Consider the following 20,049-nt stretch of genomic DNA (forward strand, 5'->3'; position numbering starts at 1 on the left):
GGGGCTACAAGGCGGTTCGCTCCTGGGCGACATCGCATTGCACTTGGGCGTGGGCCAGCAGGTCGGGGAAGGGGTCGGGAGGCTGGGCATCGGTAAACAGGCGGTCGATCTGGCTGAGCTGGGCCACCTGCACCATGGCGGGACGGTTGAACTTGCTGGCATCGGTCGCCAGCCAGACTTCGCGCGCGTGCGAAATGATGGCCTGCGAGACCTTGACTTCACGATAATCATAATCACGCAGGGAGCCATCCGATTCAATGCCGGAAATGCCGATCAACGCAATATCCACCTTGAACTGGCGGATGAAGTCAACGGTCGCCTCTCCGACAATGCCGTAGTCCCGGGGGCGCACCACACCGCCTGTGACAATGACTTCGCAGTTCTGATTGCGGCTCAGGATGGCGGCGACGTTGATGTTGTTGGTGATGACGCGCAGGCCGGTGTGATGCAGCAAGGCCTTGGCGATGGCTTCAGTGGTGGTGCCGATGTTGATCAGCAGCGAGCAGTCGTTGGGCACGGCGCGGGCCACCGCCTGGGCGATGCGGCGCTTGCCCTCGGCATGCAGGCTCTCGCGCTGGTGATGCGCAATGTTTTCTATGGTTGAGTTGGGCAGGCGGACGCCGCCATGAAAGCGCGCCAGCAGCCCGGCTTCCGACAGGCGCTGCAGATCGCGCCTGACGGTTTGCACGGTCACGCCCAGATGAAGGGCCAGCTGGTCGACCGTACTGCTGTGGTGCTGGTGCACATGCTGCAGCAGCTTGATTTGGCGGGGATTCGGGTTCATTTTATTGTTTTCCATGCAACAAAACGAATTTACAACGAAACAAAAGGAATCGATCCTAGGGTTTTCATCAAGGGAAATATACGCAGAAACGAACAATAATGCGCAGAATAGAACAATAAATGCGAGACAAGCCATGCAGTTGACGCTCGAGAGCATCAGCAAGAAGGTAGGCAGCGAAACCTGGCTGTACGACATGAGCCTGAGTCCCCAGCCGGGCGCGGTCACTGTTTTGCTTGGCGCAACCCAATCCGGCAAGACCAGCCTGATGCGTGTCATGGCCGGCCTGGATGCGCCCACCGCCGGCAAGGTCATGGTCGATGGCCGCGATGTCACCGGCCAGCCTGTGCGCCAGCGCAACGTTGCCATGGTCTATCAGCAGTTCATCAATTACCCCTCCCTGACAGTCCGGCAGAATATCGCCTCTCCGCTGAAGTTGCGCGGCGAAAAGCAGATTCGGGAACAGGTTCAGTCGCTGGCCGACAAGCTGCATATCGGCATGTTTCTGGACCGCTTGCCGGCCGAACTGTCGGGCGGGCAGCAGCAGCGCGTGGCGCTGGCACGGGCGCTGGCCAAGAAGGCGCCCCTGATGCTGCTTGACGAACCGCTGGTCAACCTTGATTACAAGCTGCGCGAAGCGCTGCGCGAAGAACTCAGCCAGGTCTTTCGCAGCACCGATGCCACGGTGGTCTACGCCACCACCGAGCCGGGCGAAGCCTTGCTGCTGGGCGGCTATACGGCGGTGCTCGATCAGGGCAGGCTATTGCAGTACGGGCCCGCCGCCGAGGTCTTTCACTTTCCCAAGTCCTTGCGGGTCGCCCGGGCATTCAGCGACCCGCCCATGAATTTCTTCAGCGCAGCGCGGGTGGCGGGTGGCGTTCAGCTGCCGGGCGGCTTGCTTGTGCACGGCGTGTTGCCAGGCGAGGCCGCGCATGCGCAGCAGGCCGTTACTGTGGGCTTGCGCGCCAGTGCGCTGCGGCTGCATGCCCGGGAAGGCGATCAGGTCTTGCAGGGCAAAGTGCTGCTGGCCGAGATTTCGGGCTCTGATACCTATGTGCACTTGTCCAGCGGCATCGGCGACGTGGTGGCCCAGATACCCGGCGTGCACCATTTCGATATCGGCGCTGCGCTGACCTTGCACTTTTCTTCGTCTTCGATTTATGTGTTCGACCACGATGGCGGCCTGGTGCTGGCGCCGCCCAGGGCGGGGGAGTACTGACATGGCCCGCATCGACCTGGACCTTTCGCACGCCTATGGGGCGAACCCGCAAAGCGATGACGACTACGCCTTGCTGCCGCTGAATATGACGTTCGAAGACGGCGGCGCTTACGCCTTGCTGGGCCCTTCGGGCTGCGGCAAAACGACCATGCTCAATATTATCTCCGGCCTGCTGACGCCTTCCCGCGGTACGGTGCATTTCGACGGCGTCGACCTGACCTCGGCCACGCCACAGCAGCGCAATATTGCCCAGGTCTTTCAGTTCCCGGTTGTCTACGACACCATGACGGTGGGCGAGAACCTGGCCTTTCCCTTGCGCAATCGCAAGGTGCCCGCCGCCCAGATCAAAGCGCGTGTCGGCCAGATTGCCGAAATGCTCGACATGAGCCACCAGCTCGATCAGCGGGCCGCGGGCCTGTCGGCCGATGCCAAGCAGAAAATCTCGCTGGGGCGCGGCTTGGTGCGCTCCGACGTCTCGGCGGTGCTGTTCGACGAGCCGCTGACCGTCATCGATCCGCATCTTAAATGGCAGTTGCGCCGCAAGCTCAAGCAAATCCACCACGAACTCAAGCTCACCCTTATCTACGTCACCCACGATCAGGTCGAAGCCCTGACATTCGCCGAACAGATCATGGTGATGTCGCGCGGGCGTGTCGTACAGATGGGAACGCCGCAAGCATTGTTCGAGCGGCCGGCGCATACGTTCGTCGGACATTTCATCGGCTCGCCGGGCATGAATCTTTTACCCATCGATGTGGACGATGGGGTGGCGACCCTGGCAGGCCAGGCCGTCGCCTTGCCTGCCGGTCTGGCAGCTGGCCAGGGCCAGCTCAAGTTGGGAATACGGCCGGAATACACGCAGCCGGCGCCATTGGACGAGCCGGGCGTCGTGCAAGCCACCGTCGAGGCAGTGCAGCACGTAGGAACCTATCAGTTGCTGACGGCCCGCGTCGGCCCGCACACCGTGCGCGCGCGGCTGGGACTGGAGCACAGGCTTCCCGGCATCGGCGAGGCCATCGGGCTGGGGCTGTTCGGCCCGCAGGCCTGCTTCTACCGGAACGAGGAGCTCATCACATGAGTCAATACGTCAAACCCGTCAATCAGAAGGCGTGGTGGCTGATTCTGCCCGTATGCCTGTGCGTTGCTTTTTCCGCCGTCATACCCCTGATGACCGTCGTCAACTATTCCGTGCAGGATGTCATTTCGCCGACCCGGGCCGTCTTCGTGGGCACGGAATGGTTTACCGCCGTCATGCGCGACGAGGACCTGCATGCGGCATTGCTGCGCCAGTTGCTGTTTTCCCTGTCGGTCCTGGCCATAGAAATCCCCTTGGGGATTATGCTGGCCCTGTCCATGCCGGCCTCGGGCTGGAAGGCCTCGGCCGTCTTGGTGCTGGTGGCGCTTTCCTTGCTGATTCCCTGGAATGTGGTGGGAACGATCTGGCAGATTTTCGGGCGCACCGACATTGGCCTGATGGGGCGCGCGCTGTCCATGCTGGGCATTGATTACAGCTATGCCAGCAACCCGACTCAAGCCTGGCTCACGGTGCTGCTGATGGATGTCTGGCACTGGACGCCGCTGGTGGCCTTGCTGGCCTATGCGGGCCTGCGCTCCATCCCCGATGCCTACTATCAGGCCGCCAGCATCGACGGCGCCAGCAAGTTTGCGGTGTTCCGCTACATTCAACTGCCCAAGATGCGCGGCGTGCTCATGATTGCGGTCCTGCTGCGATTCATGGACAGCTTCATGATCTATACCGAGCCCTTTGTATTGACGGGCGGCGGTCCGGGCGATGCCACCACTTTTTTAAGCCAATACCTGACACAGAAGGCCGTGGGGCAATTCGACCTGGGGCCGGCCGCGGCATTTTCCTTGATCTACTTCCTGATCATCCTGCTGTTCTGCTTTATTTTGTACAACTGGATGCTCAGGGTGGGCACGCAAAGCAAAGAGGCCGATCATGAACAATAAGAAGCGGTTTAAAAAGCGCAGCCTCTTCTTGATCTTGTACCTGTTGTTTGCCATGCTGCCCATCTACTGGATGGTCAACATGAGCTTCAAGACCAATGCCGGTATCTTGTCCAGCTTTTCCCTGCTGCCGCAGCACTTTACGCTGGACAACTACATCACCATCTTTACTGACCGTTCCTGGTATAGCGGCTATATCAACAGCCTGATCTACGTGGCGCTCAATACGGTCATTTCCCTGTCGGTCGCCTTGCCGGCCGCCTACGCGTTCTCGCGTTATCGCTTCCTGGGCGACAAGCACGTTTTCTTCTGGCTGTTGACCAACCGCATGACGCCGCCGGCTGTGTTTCTGCTGCCTTTCTTCCAGCTGTACTCGACGCTGGGCATTATGGATACCTACTGGGCGGTGGCGCTTGCCCACCTGGTGTTCAATGTGCCGCTGGCGGTGTGGATACTAGAGGGCTTCATGAGCGGCATCCCGCGCGAGATCGACGAAACCGCCTATATAGACGGCTACAGCTTTCCCCGTTTCTTCCTGACTATTTTCCTGCCGCTCATCAAGTCGGGCGTGGGCGTGGCGGCATTCTTCTGCTTCATGTTCAGTTGGGTCGAACTGCTGCTGGCGCGCACGCTGACCAGCGTCAATGCCAAGCCCATCGTGGCCACCATGACCCGCACTGTGTCGGCGTCGGGCATGGACTGGGCCACACTGGCCGCGGCGGGAACGCTGACCATCATTCCGGGCGCCATCGTCATCTGGTTCGTCCGCCACTATATTGCAAAGGGTTTTGCAATGGGCCGCGTGTAAGGCCCGCACAAGGAGCGCACTATGTTTGGCTGGATGATGTGGACCTTGCCGGTCGCCGTCTTTTTTGTCTGCATTGGCCTGATGCTGGCGGGCATGACGATCTGGGAAATGAAAAGCCCCACCACCTTGCGCAAGGGTTTCCTGCCTATGGCCACCACACGGGGCGACCGCCTTTTCATTGGCCTGCTGGTCGCTGCCTACATCAACCTGGGATTCCTGGGCCTGGCCGAATCCCTGGCAGGCTGGCTCAGCCTTGAGCACGAGCCCAGTATCTGGATCAGTTTTGTCGTGTCGATGTTGGTCCTTGCTTTCATCATGCGCAAGGGCTGAATGGCTGTTTGGCTGTTGTTGCGCAATCCGACCATCCCCCGGAACCGCGCAACAGGACAAAGCAACGGGGACGGTTCTACCTAGGAGACAGCAATGTTATTTCGTCGTACCGCATTGGCGCTAGCCATCACGTGCCTGGTCTCGGGCCAGGCTTTCGCTGGCGAAGCCGAAGCCCAGAAATGGATTGATAACGAGTTTCAGCCCTCTACCTTGAGCAAGGATCAGCAACTGGCTGAAATGAAGTGGTTCATCGAGGCCGCCAAAAAACTGAAAGAGCAGGGCGTCAATGAAATATCGGTGGTTTCTGAAACCATCACCACCCACGAATACGAATCCAAGACGCTGGCCAAGGCGTTTGCGGAGATTACCGGCATCACCGTGCATCACGATCTGATCCAGGAAGGCGACGTGGTCGAGAAGCTCCAGACCTCCATGCAGTCCGGGCGGTCGATCTACGATGGCTGGATTTCCGACTCCGATCTGATCGGAACGCATTATCGCTATGGCAACATGCTGTCGCTGACCGATTACATGAACGGCGAAGGCAAAGAATGGACCAACCCGGGCCTGGACATCAAGGACTTCATTGGCACCTCGTTCACCACCGCGCCTGATGGCAAGCTGTATCAATTGCCCGACCAGCAGTTCGCCAATCTATATTGGTTCCGCGCCGACCTGTTCGCGCGGCAAGACCTGAAGGATCAGTTCAAGGCCAAGTACGGCTACGAGCTTGGCGTGCCTGTGAACTGGACGGCCTATGAAGACATAGCCAACTTCTTTACCAATGACGTCAAGACCATAGACGGCAAGCCCATCTATGGCCATATGGATTACGGCAAGAAGGATCCGTCGTTGGGATGGCGCTTCACCGATGCCTGGCTATCGATGGCGGGCACGGCCGACAAAGGCACGCCCAATGGCATGCCGATCGACGAATGGGGCATACGCGTTGCCGATGACAAATGCACCCCGGTCGGCGCGTCGGTATCGCGCGGCGGCGCCACCAACTCACCGGCGGCCGTCTATGCCTTGACCAAATATATAGACTGGATGAAGAAGTACGCGCCCAAGGAAGCGCAGGGCATGACCTTCAGCGAGTCCGGCCCCGTACCGGCCCAAGGCCATATTGCCCAGCAGATCTTCTGGTACACGGCATTCACGGCAGACATGACCAAGAAAGGCCTGCCTGTGGTGAACGACGACGGCACGCCAAAATGGCGCATGGCGCCGGCGCCGCATGGCCCGTACTGGCAGGACGGCATGCAGAACGGCTACCAGGACGTGGGTTCATGGAGCTTCTTCAAGGATCACGATCCCAAGAAAGTGGCGGCGGCCTGGCTTTATGCCCAGTTCGTGACGTCCAAAACGGCGTCGCTCAAGAAATCCATTGTGGGGCTTACCTTTATTCGCGACAGCGACATTCACAGCGATTATTTCACTCAACATGCCAATAATTACGGCGGCCTGATCGAGTTCTACCGCAGTCCGGCGCGGGTGGCCTGGACCCCCACGGGTACGAACGTGCCCGACTATCCCAAGCTGGCGCAACTGTGGTGGAAGAACGTGGCGACCGCGATTACAGCGGAAAAGACGCCTCAGCAAGCCATGGACAGCCTGGCCAAAGAGATGGACGCCGTCATGGCAAGGCTGGAGCGCGCAGGCATGAGCCATTGCGCGCCCAAGCTCAACCCTGAAAGCGATCCGTCCAAATGGCTGAGTGACAAGCAGGCGCCCTGGAAGAAGCTCGACAACGAAAGCCCCAAAGGTGAAACGGTGGCCTACGATGCCTTGCTGAGCGCATGGAAAGAGGGCAAGGTAAGGTAAAATCAGGCCTTTTTCATGACTACTTCCGTTTCCCCCCAAGCATCCGGGCGCGCTCAGTTAATCACGGCGCTCGCCGGGCTGGACCAGGTCGACCTGGCCATCATCGGCGGCGGCGCGACCGGCCTGGGGGTGGCTCTGGACGCGGCCCAGCGCGGGCTGTCGGTGGTCCTGCTAGAGTCGCACGATTTTGCCAAGGGGACCTCGTCGCGCGCAACCAAGCTGGTGCACGGGGGGGTAAGGTATCTCGCCCAGGGCAATATTGCCCTGGTGCGGGAAGCACTCCATGAGCGCGCCACCTTGCTGCGGAACGCGCCTCATCTGGCCAGGCCGCTTCCGTTCGTCATGCCCAGCTACAAATGCTGGGAAACGCCATTCTATGGCGTGGGCTTGAAAGTGTACGATGCGCTGGCGGGCAAGGCGGGGCTGGGGGCGACGCAATTCCTGGATGCTCGCCGGACGCGGGAATGCATACCGGGCGTCAAAGAGCAGGGCTTGAAAGGCGGTGTGAAATACTGGGACGGCCAGTTCGACGATGCGCGGCTGGCCTTGGCGCTGGCGCGTACCGCTGCGGCGCAAGGGGCTTTGCTGCTCAACTATTGTCCGGTGACCGAACTCATGCATGATCAGGGCAGGGTGGCGGGTGTGCGCTGCATTGATGCCGAGTCCGGTCAGGACTACGCCGTCAGGGCGCGTTGCGTCATCAATGCCACCGGTGTCTGGGTGGACGAGATCCGTCAAAAAGACGGCGAGGCCAGCGGCCGGGCGGTGCAAGCCATGGTGGCGCCCAGCCAGGGTGTGCATCTGGTCGTCGACCGCGAGTTTTTCCCCGGCGATCATGCCTTGCTGGTGCCCAAGACCGAAGATGGCCGGGTGCTGTTCGCCGTGCCCTGGCTGGGCAAAGTCATCTTGGGCACCACCGATACGCCGCGGCATGACTTGTCGCGCGAGCCGGATGCGTTCGCGCAAGAGGTCAACTTCATTCTGGGCGAGGCGGGCAAGTATTTGCGCCGCGCCCCCACGCGCGCCGATGTGAAAAGTATCTGGGTCGGGCTGCGCCCCCTGGTGCGGCCGCCCGAAAACGAAGGCGACAATACCAAGAAGATCAGTCGCGAACATACGGTGCTGGTCAGCCCCAGCGGCCTGGTGACCGTAACGGGCGGAAAATGGACGACATACCGCGCCATGGCGGAAGACACCTTGCAAAAGTGCGTGGATAGCGCGCTGCTGGGCCGGCTCCCGCCCGGCAGGACAGACAGCCTGCAGTTGGTGGGTGCGCCAACGGGCCGCCCGGAACGCACATCGATCACCCAGGCGCCGGGTTTGCTGGCCTATGGCGCCGAGGCCGGCTTTATCCAGGCTTTGCCGGGCGCCGGCACCGACCTTGCGCCGGGTCTTAGCGAGGCCATGATCCGTTTTGCGGCGCGGTATGAATATGCACGCAGCGTCGAAGACGTCCTGGCGAGACGATCCCGCCTGTTGTTTCTGGACGCGAAGCTGGCTGGCCAAGTGGCGGCGTCTGTGGCGGCGATCATGCTAGAGGAAACCGGTGTTGATCCCAAGCTGGACGAGTTTCTGGCGCTGACCGAACACTACCAGCGTCTGCCCGCTTGAGCCAGCTGGCATAAGCGATAAGGGAGCGGGGGCCGTAACGGCAACGCCTGGATAATAAGGGCGCGCTATGAGCCGAACAGGGTCCGGGCCGACTCGAAACGCTGCGCGAAATAAGGATTGTCCATAGAATCAATGCGCACACGTCCACCCGTCGAGGGCGCGTTCACGAAGCGCCCGTCGCCTATATAGATACCCATGTGTGAAAAAGATCGGTTCAGGGTATTGAAAAAAACGAAATCGCCCGCCTCCAGCCGCTGCGTTGCGATAGGCCGGCTCAGGCGGGCGATGGCTGCCGTGTTGTGCGGCAGCGGCTGGCTGGCCGCACGGCCAAATACGTAGGCGACCAGGCCGCTGCAGTCGAACCCGGTGTCGGGCACGGCGCCGCCATAACGATAGCGCGTTTCCAGCAGGCCCAGCGCGGTCAATACCACGTCGCCCCGCTGGCCGGGGTCGAGCGCAATGGTGGGGGGCGGCATATCCGGGCCCTGCGACGGCGGAACGGATTTCGGACCGGCGCAGGCGGCGAGCAACAGTAGCCCTATCAGGGCAGCTGACATCCGGATTTTTCGGGCCGCAATGCAAATCATGCAAGTCATAGTAGTAACAATAATGTAACTTCAACTGTTGGTTTTACGTTGTTTTTAAACATTAATATGTAACAAATCCGAGTGTATTTTCATGTATATTGTGTAACATCGATGCGACTGTAATGTAAATTTCTTTATATCTTTGATACTATTCCTGCCTGAGCATACAAAATATGCATAAAAACAGCCAGTTCAATGAGTATTTTGTAAGTGTCGACCGAAATAAAACGTAACGCCAAAAAGATACACGCTAGAAAGTTTTGTCATTTTATTAACATTTGTTAGCACTCGGCCGGCTTCATCAACCTGCTTGTTTAGTGAGCTACCGGTTTTCAACCAAGGAGGGCAAAATGCCCGTAACAGACAATTCGTCATTAAGCGATATTCAAGAAGTCAATTTGTCGTACTTGATGCTGGCTCAGCGCCTGTTGCGCGAGAACTATGCGGCGGGCATGTTCCGCCTCGGTTTTGACTCCGATGTTGCCGACATCGTCATGCGTTTGTCTCCTGCTCAATTGGTCAAGCTGGCCGGCTCCAGCCAGCTCATTTGCAAATTCCGCCTGAATGACTACGATCTGCTGTCGTCGTTGACCCAGGATGTATTGGGTGGCGTGCTGCAACAGGCGCACTCGACCATTCTCTTGTCGCAGCGCTCTGCCGAGCAGACGGCATAATCAAGGCGGCGTCAGTACTTACCATGGCAACTAAAAGTGTAGCGCGCGAAGCCGAAGAAATTCGTCTTGCCACTGAAATGATACAGCTTGGCGCCCGCTTGCAGGTCCTGCAGGCCGAAACCAGCCTGAGTTACGATCGCTTGGCCAGGCTGTACCGGGAAATCAAGGGGTGTTCCCCTCCGAAAGGCATGCTGCCATTTTCCGTTGATTGGTTCATGACTTGGCTGCCCAATATCCATTCCAGCATGTTCTATAGCGTCTATCAATACATGGACGCCTATACGCCGGCCAAAAAGTCGCGCGCCCTGGTCGAGGCTTATCGCCTGTACCTGGAGCAATCGTCGGCGGGCCGCAGCGCCGATGCCGGCGAAGAGCCTGTGCTCAGCTTCACGCGCGCCTGGATGCTGGTCAGGTTTTTCGACAGCAATATGGTGCAGTTGTCGCATTGCGTGCGGTGCAGGGGCGGATTCGTTGCGCATGCGCATGATCCGCAGAACGACTTTGTATGCGCCATTTGCCGGCCGCCTCCCCGCGCCGGAAAGACGCGCGCCAAAGCCGCCGCCGACAAAACCCCGGCCGGCGTCCTGCGGTCGGCCCGCCAGGCCGCCGCCAAAGCCAGCCCCGTGGCGAATTGACCCCATCCCGCCCCAGGCCGTGCAAAAACCATCCCGCCTCGGATTGCCCCAGGCGGTTTTTTTTGCTGTAGAGCGGACTTTTTTTCTAGAGCCCGGATTTAGGCTTAAAAACCCCCCTTGAAAGGCGCTTTTGTCAGGGCGAAAACAGGGGATCATACCCACTATGTGTTTACTGAAGGCGTATCCGTGTTTATTTTCATTGGGTTTCTGATCGTATTCTTCTCGGTATTCGGAAGCTTTGTCGCTTTGGGCGGGCATCTGGGCGCGTTGTATCAGCCATTTGAGTTCGTGCTGATAGGCGGCGCGGCGCTGGGAGCCTATATTGCGTCGAACAATGGCAAGTCGATGAAGTTGCTGGTCGAGGCCTTGCCGGTCGTCATCCGGAAGAGCCCCTACAGTAAAGACCTGTACATGGAGCTCATGGCCCTGTTGTATGTACTGCTGAACAAGGCGCGCCGCGATGGGCTGATGTCTATCGAGTCCGACGTCGAAGAACCCGAGACCAGCCCGATTTTCACCGAATACCCGCGGGTCTTGCGCGACAAGAACCTGATGGAGTTCATAACCGATTACCTGCGCTTGATGATCAGCGGCAACATGAGCTCCTATGAAATCGAAACCCTCATGGATCAAGAGATCGAAGCGCACCATCACGAGCATAACGTGCCCGCGCATGCCCTGCATGTGGTGGCGGATGCTTTGCCGGCCTTCGGGATTGTGGCGGCCGTGCTGGGCGTGATCAAGGCGCTGGCCTCGGTCGATCAGCCGCCCGCCATTCTGGCCGACTTGATTTCCAAGGCCATGGTGGGGACTTTCCTGGGCATTTTGCTGGCGTACGGCTTCGTGGCGCCGCTGGCATCGGCCATCGAGCGCCGCACGGTGGCGTCTTCGAAAGTGCTCGAATGCATCAAGGTGACTTTGCTGGCCAGCATGAACGGCTATCCGCCCCAACTGGCGGTGGAGTTCGGGCGCAAGGTGCTGTATTCCCATCTTCGTCCTTCATTCATGGAACTGGAAGACCATGTGCGCCAGACCCGTACGGCTGGCAAGAAGGCGTAGCAGGCGGTCATGAGAAAGTCCGAGCCGCGTATCGTCATCCGGCGCAAGCGCGTCGTCGCCGCCAACAAGCATGGCGGAAGCTGGAAAATCGCCTACGCCGACTTCATGACGGCGATGATGGCGTTTTTTCTGGTGATGTGGCTGTTGTCGCTGGTTCCTCAAAAAGACTTGCAGGCCATCGCCGAGTACTTCCGCATGCCGCTCATGACCGCGATCACGGGCGGGATGAAGAACGACAGCGGCAGCAGCGTGATTCCGTCTGGTTCCCCCAGCGTGATTCCCAATCCCAACCCCATACCGTCGCGCGGCGATGTCCATACCGAGGGCGATTTGCGCGATGTGCGGCGTTTGGAGGACTTGAAGGCCGAGCTGGAAGAGCTGATACAGACCGACCCGGTATTGCAGCAGTTCAGGCCTCAGTTGCTGCTGGATATGACCCCCGACGGTTTGCGGGTACAGATTATCGACAAGCAGAACCGGCCTATGTTCGCCACCGGCAGCGCCCAGGTGCAGCCTTACATGCGGGATATCCTGCGCGAGCTCGGCCCCGTTTTCAACAAGCTGCCCAATAGCCTGACGGTGGCCGGCCATACCGATTCGATCCAGTATGCGACGGGCGAGCGCGAGTACAGCAACTGGGAACTGTCCGCCGACCGGGCCAATGCAGCGCGCAAAGAGCTGGTGGCTGGGGGTATGGATGAACCCAAGATCAAGCAGATTCTGGGGCTCGCCGCCTCGGTCAGCCTGGTTAAAGATAATCCGGCCGCGGCCGTTAACAGGCGCATCAGCATTGTTGTGCTGAATCAGCGTGCCGAGCGGCGCATCGACGAGCAGAATGCGGCCGGCGCGTCTAACGCCAACCTGAAGGATTTGCTGGAACCCGGGCCGGCCCTGGATCTGCCGGGACTGCCCGTGTTGCCAGGCCTTATGTTGCCCGGGACGTTGGGCGGGCAGTAGCCGCTGAAAGGCCTCCGGCGTGCGGCAGGCCCGGTCCCGGTGGGCATCAGCATCGAGTAACCATCACAACAGCCAGGCTCCAGCGGATGAAGCAGATGACAGAGCGCTACAGTAAAAGGAAGAAAGCATGAGTGCGGGCGTCGACCTGAGCCAGTTTTTCGAAACGTTTTTTGACGAGGCGGATGAGTTATTGGCCGATATGGAGCAATTGCTGCTCGGCCTGGACATCGACGACCCTGATGCCGATCAGCTCAATGCCATTTTCCGGGCCGCCCATTCCATCAAGGGCGGCGCGGGAACGTTCGGCTGTTTCGGCCAGTTGGCCGACACGACCCACCTGCTGGAAAACTTGCTGGACTACATTCGCCGGGGCGAAATGCCGCTGCGCAAAGACATGATCGACCTTTTTCTGGAAACCAAAGATGTGCTGACAGAGCAAGTATCCGCCTATCGGAATGCGCAACAGCCCGACTCAGAGGCCTACGAGCGTATTTGTGCCCAGCTTCGGGAGCTGGCGCTGGAAAAAAAGGACGCGTCCGCGCCTGTAGCGGCTGCCAGCCCGGCTGCCGCCGCACCGCCGCCCGCACCGGCCGCCGCGTCGGCGCCGCAGCAAGATGCCGCATTGCCCTTGTGCGTCAGCCTGACGCGGCTCAACCCCAAGGACTCGGAGGCCCTGGCGGCCGAAATGGCTTTGCTGGGAGATGTCCTGCATCAGGAAAAAACGCCCGATTCCCTGACCATATGGCTCAGCACCACCGCCACGTCTGACGACCTTCAGGCGGTGTGCTGCTTCATTGTCAACGATGATCAGGTCGAGATCGCGCGCCGGGCAGTGCCCGCCCAGGCGGCCGCAGCGCCTGCGCCGGCCCCGGTTGAACCCGAGCCGCAAGCCGCCGCGGCGCCTCAAGCGCCGCCGGCTCAGCCCAAGGCGGCAACGCCCGTGCCGGCAGCTCCGGCCAAGCAGGAAAACAAAGCCCCCGCGGCGGCATCCAGCAGCTCCACCATACGCGTCGGTGTCGAAAAGGTCGACCAGATCATCAACTTGGTGGGCGAACTGGTCATCACCCAGGCCATGCTGGTACAAACGGCTTCAACGCTCGACCCGGTCCTGCACGACCGCTTGCTCAATGGTATAGAGCAGCTCGAGCGCAACGCCCGCGACCTGCAGGAGGCAGTCATGTCCATACGCATGATGCCTATGGACTATGTCTTCAGCCGCTTCCCGCGCGTGGTGCGGGAAAGCGCCGCAAAAATGGGCAAGCAGATCAAGCTCACGACCTACGGGCAGGCGACCGAACTGGACAAGAGCCTGATCGAACGCATCATCGACCCGCTGACGCACCTGGTGCGCAACAGTATCGACCACGGCATTGAGTCGCCGGAAGCGCGCAAGGCAGTGGGCAAGAGCCCGGAAGGCAATATGGTGCTGTCGGCGCAACATCACGGGGGGCAGATCGTGATCGAGGTGTCCGACGATGGCGCGGGGCTGAGCCGTGAGCGTATTCTCAAGAAAGCCCTGTCGCAGGGCATGGCCGTGTCCGAAAACACGCCCGATGACGAACTGTGGCAGCTGATCTTTGCGCCGGGCTTCTCGACGGCCGAGAAGGTCACCGACATCTCGGGCCGCGGCGTGGGCATGGATGTCGTGCGGCGCAACATCCAGGGCATGGGCGGGCATATTCAGCTTAGCTCGCGGCCGGGGCAGGGGACGTCCACGCGCATCGTCCTGCCGCTTACGCTGGCCATTCTCGACGGCATGTCGGTGCGGGTGGGTGAAGAAACCTTCATTCTTCCGCTCAGCCACGTCACCGAATCCATGCAGCCCTCTGCCGACCAGATCCGGCGTATTTCAGAAACCGAGTATGTCCTGCACGTGCGCGGCGAATACCTGCCGATGGTGGCCTTGCACAACGTCTTCGCCGTCGAAGGGGCGGAAACCGAGATCACGCGTTCCATTGCCGTGGTCCTGCAGGCCGAGGACGTGCGCTTTGCCTTGCTGGTCGATCACCTGATCGGACAGCATCAGGTCGTGGTCAAGAACCTCGAATCGAACTATAGAAAAATACCGGGCGTCTCGGCCGCCACCATCCTGGGCGATGGCAGTGTCGCGCTCATTGTTGATGTGTTCGCGCTGATGCGCGTCACGCGTGACAAAACAACGACGGTCTAAGGCCTATTTAAAGTTTCGGAGAAAGCCATGTTTACAAAATTCGACACCAACGCCGAGCATGCGGATACCGCCGGCCAGGAGTTCCTGGTATTTACCTTGGCTGCCCAGGAATACGGGATCGATATCCTGAAGGTTCAAGAAATCCGCGGTTACGACAGCCAAAGCGTGACGCGCATTGCCAACGTCCCCTCGTTCGTCAAGGGCGTGACCAACTTGCGCGGCATCATCGTTCCTATCGTCGACATGCGCATCAAGTTCAATCTTGAACGTGTCGAGTACGACCACCAGACCGTGGTCGTCATTCTTAACCTGCAGTCGCGCGTGGTCGGGGTGGTCGTTGACGGCGTATCCGACGTATTGATGCTGCAGCCTGGGCAGATCAGCGCCGCGCCGCAGTTCGGCACGGCCTTTTCCACAGAGTACCTGACCGGCATCGGGACGCTGGGCGAACGCATGCTCATCCTGGTCGATATCGAAAAGCTCATGACCAGCGAGGAAATGGCGCTGGTGGAAAACGCAGTGGCGTAAAGGCGGCCGCCATCGTCGGCCCGGTGTGTTCAATTGCAAGAGGCAAAAGCAGTATGCGCAGTTCTTTGTTTTCAAATCTGAAGATTCGCACCAGCCTGATTTTGGTGCTGACTTTCTTTTTGATCATGCTGGTGGCGGGCGCCGCGTTGGGCGTCCTGTCTTTGCGTGCCAACAACCAGTCGTTGCTGAGTATCGCCCAGAACGAGCGTTTGAATACCCGCCTCTACGAGGCGGTCGACGGCTATCAAGAAGTGCAGGCCGGGCTGGGCCGGATCGCAGCCAGCTTCCTGGTCAACAGCGACCTGCAGCGTTATGCAATCGATAGCGAATGGAATAACGATGGCGGCGCGAATGCGGGATCGGCGCTGAGCGATGAGTCGCGCGATCTGATTGCCGCGTCGCGCAGCCAGTACGAACAGGCCCGCAAAGCGCTGGCCGTTTATCAAGAGCAGGTCGAGGCGGTGGACGACCTTGACGGCCACCACGCCCGGGTCATCAAAGACACGACGGCGCTGCTGGAGCAGGGCATAGGCCCTTTGTTCGGCTTGCTGGAGGCGGGACAGACCACCGAGTTCCATCAAGCCCTGGGCGGCCGCATGCAGTCGCTGCTCGACACGCAGGCCCAGTCACTGGCCCGTCTGCGCAGCTATCAGCAACAGAGCCTGAACACCATCTACGACAGCGAAGCCAGGCATTATCAATTGGTCATCCAGTTGGTGTCGGTCGCCATGATCGGATGCATCTTGATTGCCGTGCTGGCCTATGCCTTTCTGGGCCGCATGGTCTTGCGCCCCTTGCGGCTGGCCGGTGCGCATTTTGACCGGATTGCGGGCGGAGACCTGACGCAGCGCATCGAGGTGAAGTCGCGCAACGAGATCGGTGTGCTGTACGAGGCGCTGCGCCGGATGCAGGAGAGCCTGACGCGCACGGTCAGCACGGTGCGCCACGGCGTGGAAGAGATCAACCTGGGCTCGCGCGAGATTTTCATGGGCAACACGGACTTGAGCAGCCGCACCGAGCAGCAGGCCGCATCCTTGCAGGAGACGGCGGCGAGCATGGAGCAGTTGGCCAGCACGGTGCGTCAGAACACGGATAACGCGACCGAGGCCGATACGCTGGCCAAGAGCGCCTCTGAGGTAGCGCAGCGCGGCGGTTCTGCGGTGTCAGCGGTGGTGAGCACGATGGACGAGATCGCCACGAGCTCGGGCAAGATGGTGGAGATTGTTGGGGTGATCGACGGGATTGCGTTCCAGACGAACATCCTGGCGCTGAATGCGGCGGTCGAGGCGGCGCGCGCGGGCGAGCAGGGCAAGGGTTTTGCGGTGGTGGCGGGCGAGGTGCGCTCGTTGGCGCAGCGCAGCGCGCAGGCGGCCAAGGAGATCAAGGTGTTGATCGAGGAGGCGCAGCAGAAGGTGCAGTCGGGGGCCAAGCAGGCGGACCAGGCGGGCCAGATCATGCAAGAGGTGGTGGGTTCGGTGCATGGGGTGACGACGATTATGGGCGAGATTTCGTCGGCTTCGCGCGAGCAGTCGGACGGGATCGAGCAGGTGAACCAGGCGGTGACGCAGATGGACAGCGTGGTGCAGCAGAATGCGGCGCTGGTCGAGCAGGCTGCGGCTGCGGCCGGTTCCTTGCAGGATCAGGCGGCGCGGCTGGCCGAAGCGGTGGCGGTGTTCAAGATCAACGCCAACGAAGTCATCGAGGTTGCGGCGCAGAAACTGCAGCATTCCCATTCCGGAGAAGATTCCGGCCCAGGCCCATTAAAGAGTTTGCCACAATCTTTCGGAGCGCTTGCCCGCTCCTAGACCATGTCTTCTATTGCTTCGTCCATTTTCACCATGCCCGCCTTGCCCGAAGTCGGGCATAACGATTTTGACCGCGCGGCACGCATCCTGCGTGCGCGGGCGGGGATCATCCTGGGTAAGCACAAGCAGGAAATGGCTGAACGGACCCTGGGCATGCGGGCCAAGGCCATGGGGCTGGGCACCGTGGAAGAATACCTGGACCTGCTCGAGCATAATGCGCAATCGCCCCAATGGGAGGTGTTCATCAATGCCTTCACCATCAACCATACGGCTTTCTTTCGCGAGCAGCATCACTTTGCCATACTGGCTAAGTTTGCCAAAAGCCGTAAAAAGCCATTTTCGGTGTGGTGCAGCGCCAGCTCCACAGGGGAAGAACCCTATTCGATTGCCATGACCTTGCGCGAATCCTGCATTGCGCCCGATACCGGCGTTTCCATCTGGGCGACCGATATCGACACCCATGCGATCGAGGCGGCGAAAAAAGGGATGTACACCAGCGAACGGGTCAAACCGGTGCCCGACGAATACCTGCACAAGTACTTCCTGCGCGGTACGGGGCATCGTTCGGGCATGGTGCGGGTCAAGCCCGCGCTGCGTGGCATGATCGAGTTCGACGTGTTGAATCTGTTGTCGCCCCACTGGCCGGCCGAGCAGAAGTTCGACGCCATATTCTGTCGCAACACAATGATTTATTTCGACAAGACGACCCAGACCCGTATCCTGGAGCGTTTTGCGACGGTACTCAAACCGGGCGGACTGCTGTTTGCAGGCCATTCGGAAAACTTCACCTATCTGACCAAGGCATTTCGCTTGCAAGGGCAGACCGTATATGTAGCAACGTAGCGGCAATCATGCAGGGTGTCCGCTTTTTTTACTGTGCAGCGTAAGAATGAAAAAAATTCGTGTCCTGTGTGTCGATGACTCTGCGCTGGTCCGGGGGTTGATGTCCGAAATCATCAACCGCCAGGCCGACATGGAGGTGGTGGCGGTCGCGCCGGATCCGCTGATCGCGCGCGAGCTGATCAAAGAGCATAATCCCGATGTGCTGACGCTGGATGTCGAGATGCCGCGCATGGACGGCCTGGACTTCCTTGAGCGCCTGATGCGCTTGCGGCCCATGCCGGTGGTCATGGTGTCGTCCCTGACTGAACGCAACTCCGAGGTCACCTTGCGCGCCCTTGAGCTGGGCGCCGTCGATTTTGTGACCAAGCCCAAGCTGGGGCTGCGCGACGGCCTGATGGAATACAGCGATCTGATCGCCGACAAGATCCGCGCCGCCGCGCATTCCCGCCCTCGTCCCCGCACGGCGGCGCAGGCCGGCGCAACGCCCCGGCCCAGGCTGGCGCAGCCCTTTTCAACCACCGAGAAGCTGGTGCTGATCGGCGCGTCGACCGGTGGCACCGAAGCCATACGCCAGGTGCTGGAACCCCTCCCGGCCAACAGTCCGGCCATCATGATCACACAGCACATGCCGGCCGGGTTTACGCGCTCTTTCGTACAAAGGCTGGATAATCTTTGCGCTGTTCAGGTACATGAGGCTGAAGACGGCCAGCGGGTGCTGCCCGGCCATGTCTACCTGGCGCCCGGCGGCGTCGCGCATATGAAACTGGCCCGCTCGGGCGCCAACTATGTGGTCAAGCTCGAGTACAGCGAGCCGGTCAACCGGCACCGCCCCTCGGTGGATGTGTTGTTCCATTCCGCCGCCGAACTGGCCGGAAAGAATGCCGTGGGCGTCATCCTGACAGGCATGGGCAAAGATGGCGCCCAAGGATTGTTGGCCATGAAGCAGGCCGGCGCAACAACCTTTGCGCAGGATGAAGCCAGTTGTGTTGTATTTGGAATGCCGCGCGAAGCGTTGCTGATCGGCGCCGCCGATAGCGCGGTGCCTTTATCGGAAATGAGCGAGCGTATCTTGGCAAGCGCGGGCTCGTACGGCCACCGGGTCTGATTCCCCGTCAGACTGGCGGCCACTTTATTATTTTGGAGAAGTTAAGTGGTACAGAAAACCATGAAAATATTGGTAGTTGATGATTTTCCTACCATGCGGCGCATCATCAAGAACCTGCTCAAGGACTTGGGCTTCGAGAATGTCGATGAGGCGGAAGACGGGGCCATGGGTCTCGAGAAACTGCGCAATGGCAGTTTCGAGTTCGTCGTTTCCGACTGGAATATGCCCAATATGGACGGGCTGACCATGTTGCAGAACATTCGCGCCGACCCCGCGCTGGCCCAGCTTCCCGTGCTCATGGTGACCGCTGAAGCCAAAAAGGAAAATATCATTGCCGCCGCGCAGGCCGGGGCAAACGGTTACGTGGTCAAGCCTTTTACCGCTGCAACGCTCGAAGAGAAATTGAACAAGATCTTCGAAAAGCTCGGTGCATAGGGAGGCGGCCATGATGAATACGGAAAACCCCCAGGCGGCCGGCGTGGCGGAAGAACCGCCCGTCGACCTGATACACCGGATTGCCTCGTTGACCCGAATGCTGCGCGAAAGCATGCGCGAACTGGGGCTGGACGAGGCCATCAAGGATGCCGCGCACGCCATTCCCGACGCGCGCGACCGCCTGCACTATGTTGCGCGCATGACCGAGCAGGCCGCCAATCGCGTGCTGAACACCACTGAGCAGATGCAGCCGCTTCAGGAAAACATGCAGCGCGACGCCAAGGCGCTCGATGCGCGCTGGCAGGCCTGGTTCGACCATCCTGTCGAGCTGTCGGAAGCGCGCGAGCTGGTAGACGACACCCGCGCGCTGCTGCAGGACATCCCGAAGCAGACACAGCGTTCGCAGGAAATGATCCTGGACATCATCATGGCGCAGGATTTCCAGGACCTGACCGGCCAGGTCATCATGAAGATGCTGGGCGTAGTGTCGGCCATTGAAACAGAACTGGTGCAGGTGCTGATCGACAACGTGCCGCAAGAGCGCCGCGAAGAAGCCAATTCGCTGATCAATGGCCCTGAAGTCAATCCGCATGGCAAGGCCGATGTTGTCACCAGCCAGGATCAGGTCGACGACCTGCTGTCCAGTCTGGGATTCTGATCACGGGCGCTGCGCTTCTACCGCAGTGGCGTCGGCCCGGGGCGCCCAGGCG

At 60.1% G+C, this 20,049-nt stretch carries 20 protein-coding genes; 18 read left to right on the top strand and 2 right to left on the bottom strand.

Translation table 11 applies throughout. The features are described from left to right. Nucleotides 1-4: 4 nt before the first annotated feature. The gene (locus RE432_RS11650) at nt 5-784 is read right to left on the bottom strand and encodes a DeoR/GlpR family DNA-binding transcription regulator (protein ID WP_310933578.1); all 780 of its coding nucleotides are present in this window, start codon (nt 782-784) and stop codon (nt 5-7) included. Between the two features lie 133 nt (nt 785-917). Here RE432_RS11650 and RE432_RS11655 point away from each other — a divergent pair, with 133 nt between their 5' ends. The 7 genes from RE432_RS11655 (at nt 918) to RE432_RS11685 (ending at nt 8,541) form a co-directional block, all read left to right on the top strand. Further along, nucleotides 918-2,000, top strand: a complete 1,083-nt coding sequence (locus RE432_RS11655) for an ABC transporter ATP-binding protein (protein ID WP_310933579.1) — start codon at nt 918-920, stop codon at nt 1,998-2,000. A gap of 1 nt (nt 2,001) precedes the next feature. Further along, nucleotides 2,002-3,078: an ABC transporter ATP-binding protein gene (locus RE432_RS11660; RefSeq protein ID WP_310933580.1), complete on the top strand. Its 1,077-nt coding sequence runs from the start codon at nt 2,002-2,004 to the stop codon at nt 3,076-3,078. Then, nucleotides 3,075-3,971, top strand: a complete 897-nt coding sequence (locus tag RE432_RS11665; RefSeq protein WP_310933581.1) for a sugar ABC transporter permease — start codon at nt 3,075-3,077, stop codon at nt 3,969-3,971. The genes RE432_RS11660 and RE432_RS11665 overlap by 4 nt, the downstream gene beginning before the upstream one ends. Continuing rightward, nucleotides 3,961-4,776: a carbohydrate ABC transporter permease gene (locus RE432_RS11670; protein ID WP_310933582.1), complete on the top strand. Its 816-nt coding sequence runs from the start codon at nt 3,961-3,963 to the stop codon at nt 4,774-4,776. The genes RE432_RS11665 and RE432_RS11670 overlap by 11 nt, the downstream gene beginning before the upstream one ends. A 21-nt stretch (nt 4,777-4,797) precedes the next feature. Then, nucleotides 4,798-5,106, top strand: coding sequence for a DUF2160 domain-containing protein (locus RE432_RS11675; RefSeq protein WP_310933583.1), 309 nt, complete (start codon nt 4,798-4,800; stop codon nt 5,104-5,106). A 93-nt stretch (nt 5,107-5,199) separates the two neighbouring features. Beyond that, nucleotides 5,200-6,930, top strand: coding sequence for an ABC transporter substrate-binding protein (locus RE432_RS11680; RefSeq protein ID WP_310933584.1), 1,731 nt, complete (start codon nt 5,200-5,202; stop codon nt 6,928-6,930). A gap of 15 nt (nt 6,931-6,945) precedes the next feature. After that, a complete protein-coding gene (locus RE432_RS11685) occupies nt 6,946-8,541 on the top strand; it encodes a glycerol-3-phosphate dehydrogenase/oxidase (RefSeq protein ID WP_310933585.1) in 1,596 nt (531 codons plus the stop codon). 65 nt (nt 8,542-8,606) lie between these two features. Here RE432_RS11685 and RE432_RS11690 read toward each other — a convergent pair whose 3' ends face one another. Continuing rightward, entirely contained in the window at nt 8,607-9,017 is a 411-nt protein-coding gene (locus RE432_RS11690) for a C40 family peptidase (protein WP_310933586.1), read from the bottom strand. A gap of 461 nt (nt 9,018-9,478) precedes the next feature. Between RE432_RS11690 and flhD the strand changes: the two genes are divergently transcribed. The 11 genes from flhD (at nt 9,479) to cheZ (ending at nt 19,997) form a co-directional block, all read left to right on the top strand. Further along, a complete protein-coding gene (gene flhD, locus RE432_RS11695; RefSeq protein WP_310933587.1) occupies nt 9,479-9,802 on the top strand; it encodes a flagellar transcriptional regulator FlhD in 324 nt (107 codons plus the stop codon). Nucleotides 9,803-9,825: 23 nt separating this feature from the next. Beyond that, the gene (gene flhC / locus RE432_RS11700; RefSeq protein ID WP_310933588.1) at nt 9,826-10,437 is read left to right on the top strand and encodes a flagellar transcriptional regulator FlhC; all 612 of its coding nucleotides are present in this window, start codon (nt 9,826-9,828) and stop codon (nt 10,435-10,437) included. A gap of 186 nt (nt 10,438-10,623) precedes the next feature. Continuing rightward, on the top strand, nt 10,624-11,496 hold the full coding sequence (gene motA, locus RE432_RS11705) for a flagellar motor stator protein MotA (protein ID WP_310933589.1): 873 nt from the start codon (nt 10,624-10,626) through the stop codon (nt 11,494-11,496). A 9-nt stretch (nt 11,497-11,505) separates the two neighbouring features. Continuing rightward, nucleotides 11,506-12,453: a flagellar motor protein MotB gene (motB, locus tag RE432_RS11710; RefSeq protein ID WP_310933590.1), complete on the top strand. Its 948-nt coding sequence runs from the start codon at nt 11,506-11,508 to the stop codon at nt 12,451-12,453. A 127-nt stretch (nt 12,454-12,580) separates the two neighbouring features. Further along, entirely contained in the window at nt 12,581-14,623 is a 2,043-nt protein-coding gene (gene cheA, locus RE432_RS11715) for a chemotaxis protein CheA (RefSeq protein ID WP_310933591.1), read from the top strand. A gap of 27 nt (nt 14,624-14,650) precedes the next feature. Continuing rightward, complete coding sequence (locus RE432_RS11720; RefSeq protein WP_310933592.1) at nt 14,651-15,151, top strand: chemotaxis protein CheW; 501 nt, start codon at nt 14,651-14,653, stop codon at nt 15,149-15,151. Nucleotides 15,152-15,204: 53 nt separating this feature from the next. Continuing rightward, the gene (locus tag RE432_RS11725) at nt 15,205-16,956 is read left to right on the top strand and encodes a methyl-accepting chemotaxis protein (protein ID WP_310933593.1); all 1,752 of its coding nucleotides are present in this window, start codon (nt 15,205-15,207) and stop codon (nt 16,954-16,956) included. A gap of 3 nt (nt 16,957-16,959) precedes the next feature. After that, the gene (locus RE432_RS11730; protein WP_310933594.1) at nt 16,960-17,799 is read left to right on the top strand and encodes a CheR family methyltransferase; all 840 of its coding nucleotides are present in this window, start codon (nt 16,960-16,962) and stop codon (nt 17,797-17,799) included. Between the two features lie 46 nt (nt 17,800-17,845). After that, a complete protein-coding gene (locus RE432_RS11735; protein WP_310933595.1) occupies nt 17,846-18,904 on the top strand; it encodes a chemotaxis response regulator protein-glutamate methylesterase in 1,059 nt (352 codons plus the stop codon). A 45-nt stretch (nt 18,905-18,949) separates the two neighbouring features. Next, the gene (gene cheY / locus RE432_RS11740; protein WP_310933596.1) at nt 18,950-19,339 is read left to right on the top strand and encodes a chemotaxis response regulator CheY; all 390 of its coding nucleotides are present in this window, start codon (nt 18,950-18,952) and stop codon (nt 19,337-19,339) included. 13 nt (nt 19,340-19,352) lie between these two features. Then, nucleotides 19,353-19,997, top strand: coding sequence for a protein phosphatase CheZ (gene cheZ / locus RE432_RS11745; protein ID WP_409079871.1), 645 nt, complete (start codon nt 19,353-19,355; stop codon nt 19,995-19,997). The last annotated feature ends 52 nt before the right edge of the window (nt 19,998-20,049 follow it).

Origin of the sequence: Pusillimonas sp. SM2304 (assembly GCF_031628915.1) — a bacterium.
Lineage (GTDB): Bacteria > Pseudomonadota > Gammaproteobacteria > Burkholderiales > Burkholderiaceae_B > Pusillimonas_C.

Excerpts from the sequence above, each read along its gene's own strand:
- RE432_RS11670 (WP_310933582.1), top strand. The coding sequence starts at position 3,961 with ATGAACAATAAGAAGCGGTTTAAAAAGCGCAGCCTCTTCTTGATCTTG.
- RE432_RS11665 (WP_310933581.1), top strand. The coding sequence starts at position 3,075 with ATGAGTCAATACGTCAAACCCGTCAATCAGAAGGCGTGGTGGCTGATT.
- RE432_RS11655 (WP_310933579.1), top strand. The coding sequence starts at position 918 with ATGCAGTTGACGCTCGAGAGCATCAGCAAGAAGGTAGGCAGCGAAACC.
- flhD (WP_310933587.1), top strand. The coding sequence starts at position 9,479 with ATGCCCGTAACAGACAATTCGTCATTAAGCGATATTCAAGAAGTCAAT.
- flhC (WP_310933588.1), top strand. The coding sequence starts at position 9,826 with ATGGCAACTAAAAGTGTAGCGCGCGAAGCCGAAGAAATTCGTCTTGCC.
- RE432_RS11730 (WP_310933594.1), top strand. The coding sequence starts at position 16,960 with ATGTCTTCTATTGCTTCGTCCATTTTCACCATGCCCGCCTTGCCCGAA.
- RE432_RS11675 (WP_310933583.1), top strand. The coding sequence starts at position 4,798 with ATGTTTGGCTGGATGATGTGGACCTTGCCGGTCGCCGTCTTTTTTGTC.
- RE432_RS11725 (WP_310933593.1), top strand. The coding sequence starts at position 15,205 with ATGCGCAGTTCTTTGTTTTCAAATCTGAAGATTCGCACCAGCCTGATT.
- RE432_RS11720 (WP_310933592.1), top strand. The coding sequence starts at position 14,651 with ATGTTTACAAAATTCGACACCAACGCCGAGCATGCGGATACCGCCGGC.
- cheA (WP_310933591.1), top strand. The coding sequence starts at position 12,581 with ATGAGTGCGGGCGTCGACCTGAGCCAGTTTTTCGAAACGTTTTTTGAC.
- motB (WP_310933590.1), top strand. The coding sequence starts at position 11,506 with ATGAGAAAGTCCGAGCCGCGTATCGTCATCCGGCGCAAGCGCGTCGTC.
- RE432_RS11680 (WP_310933584.1), top strand. The coding sequence starts at position 5,200 with ATGTTATTTCGTCGTACCGCATTGGCGCTAGCCATCACGTGCCTGGTC.
- RE432_RS11650 (WP_310933578.1), bottom strand. The coding sequence starts at position 784 with ATGAACCCGAATCCCCGCCAAATCAAGCTGCTGCAGCATGTGCACCAG.
- RE432_RS11660 (WP_310933580.1), top strand. The coding sequence starts at position 2,002 with ATGGCCCGCATCGACCTGGACCTTTCGCACGCCTATGGGGCGAACCCG.
- cheZ (WP_409079871.1), top strand. The coding sequence starts at position 19,353 with ATGAATACGGAAAACCCCCAGGCGGCCGGCGTGGCGGAAGAACCGCCC.
- RE432_RS11690 (WP_310933586.1), bottom strand. The coding sequence starts at position 9,017 with ATGCCGCCCCCCACCATTGCGCTCGACCCCGGCCAGCGGGGCGACGTG.
- RE432_RS11685 (WP_310933585.1), top strand. The coding sequence starts at position 6,946 with ATGACTACTTCCGTTTCCCCCCAAGCATCCGGGCGCGCTCAGTTAATC.
- RE432_RS11735 (WP_310933595.1), top strand. The coding sequence starts at position 17,846 with ATGAAAAAAATTCGTGTCCTGTGTGTCGATGACTCTGCGCTGGTCCGG.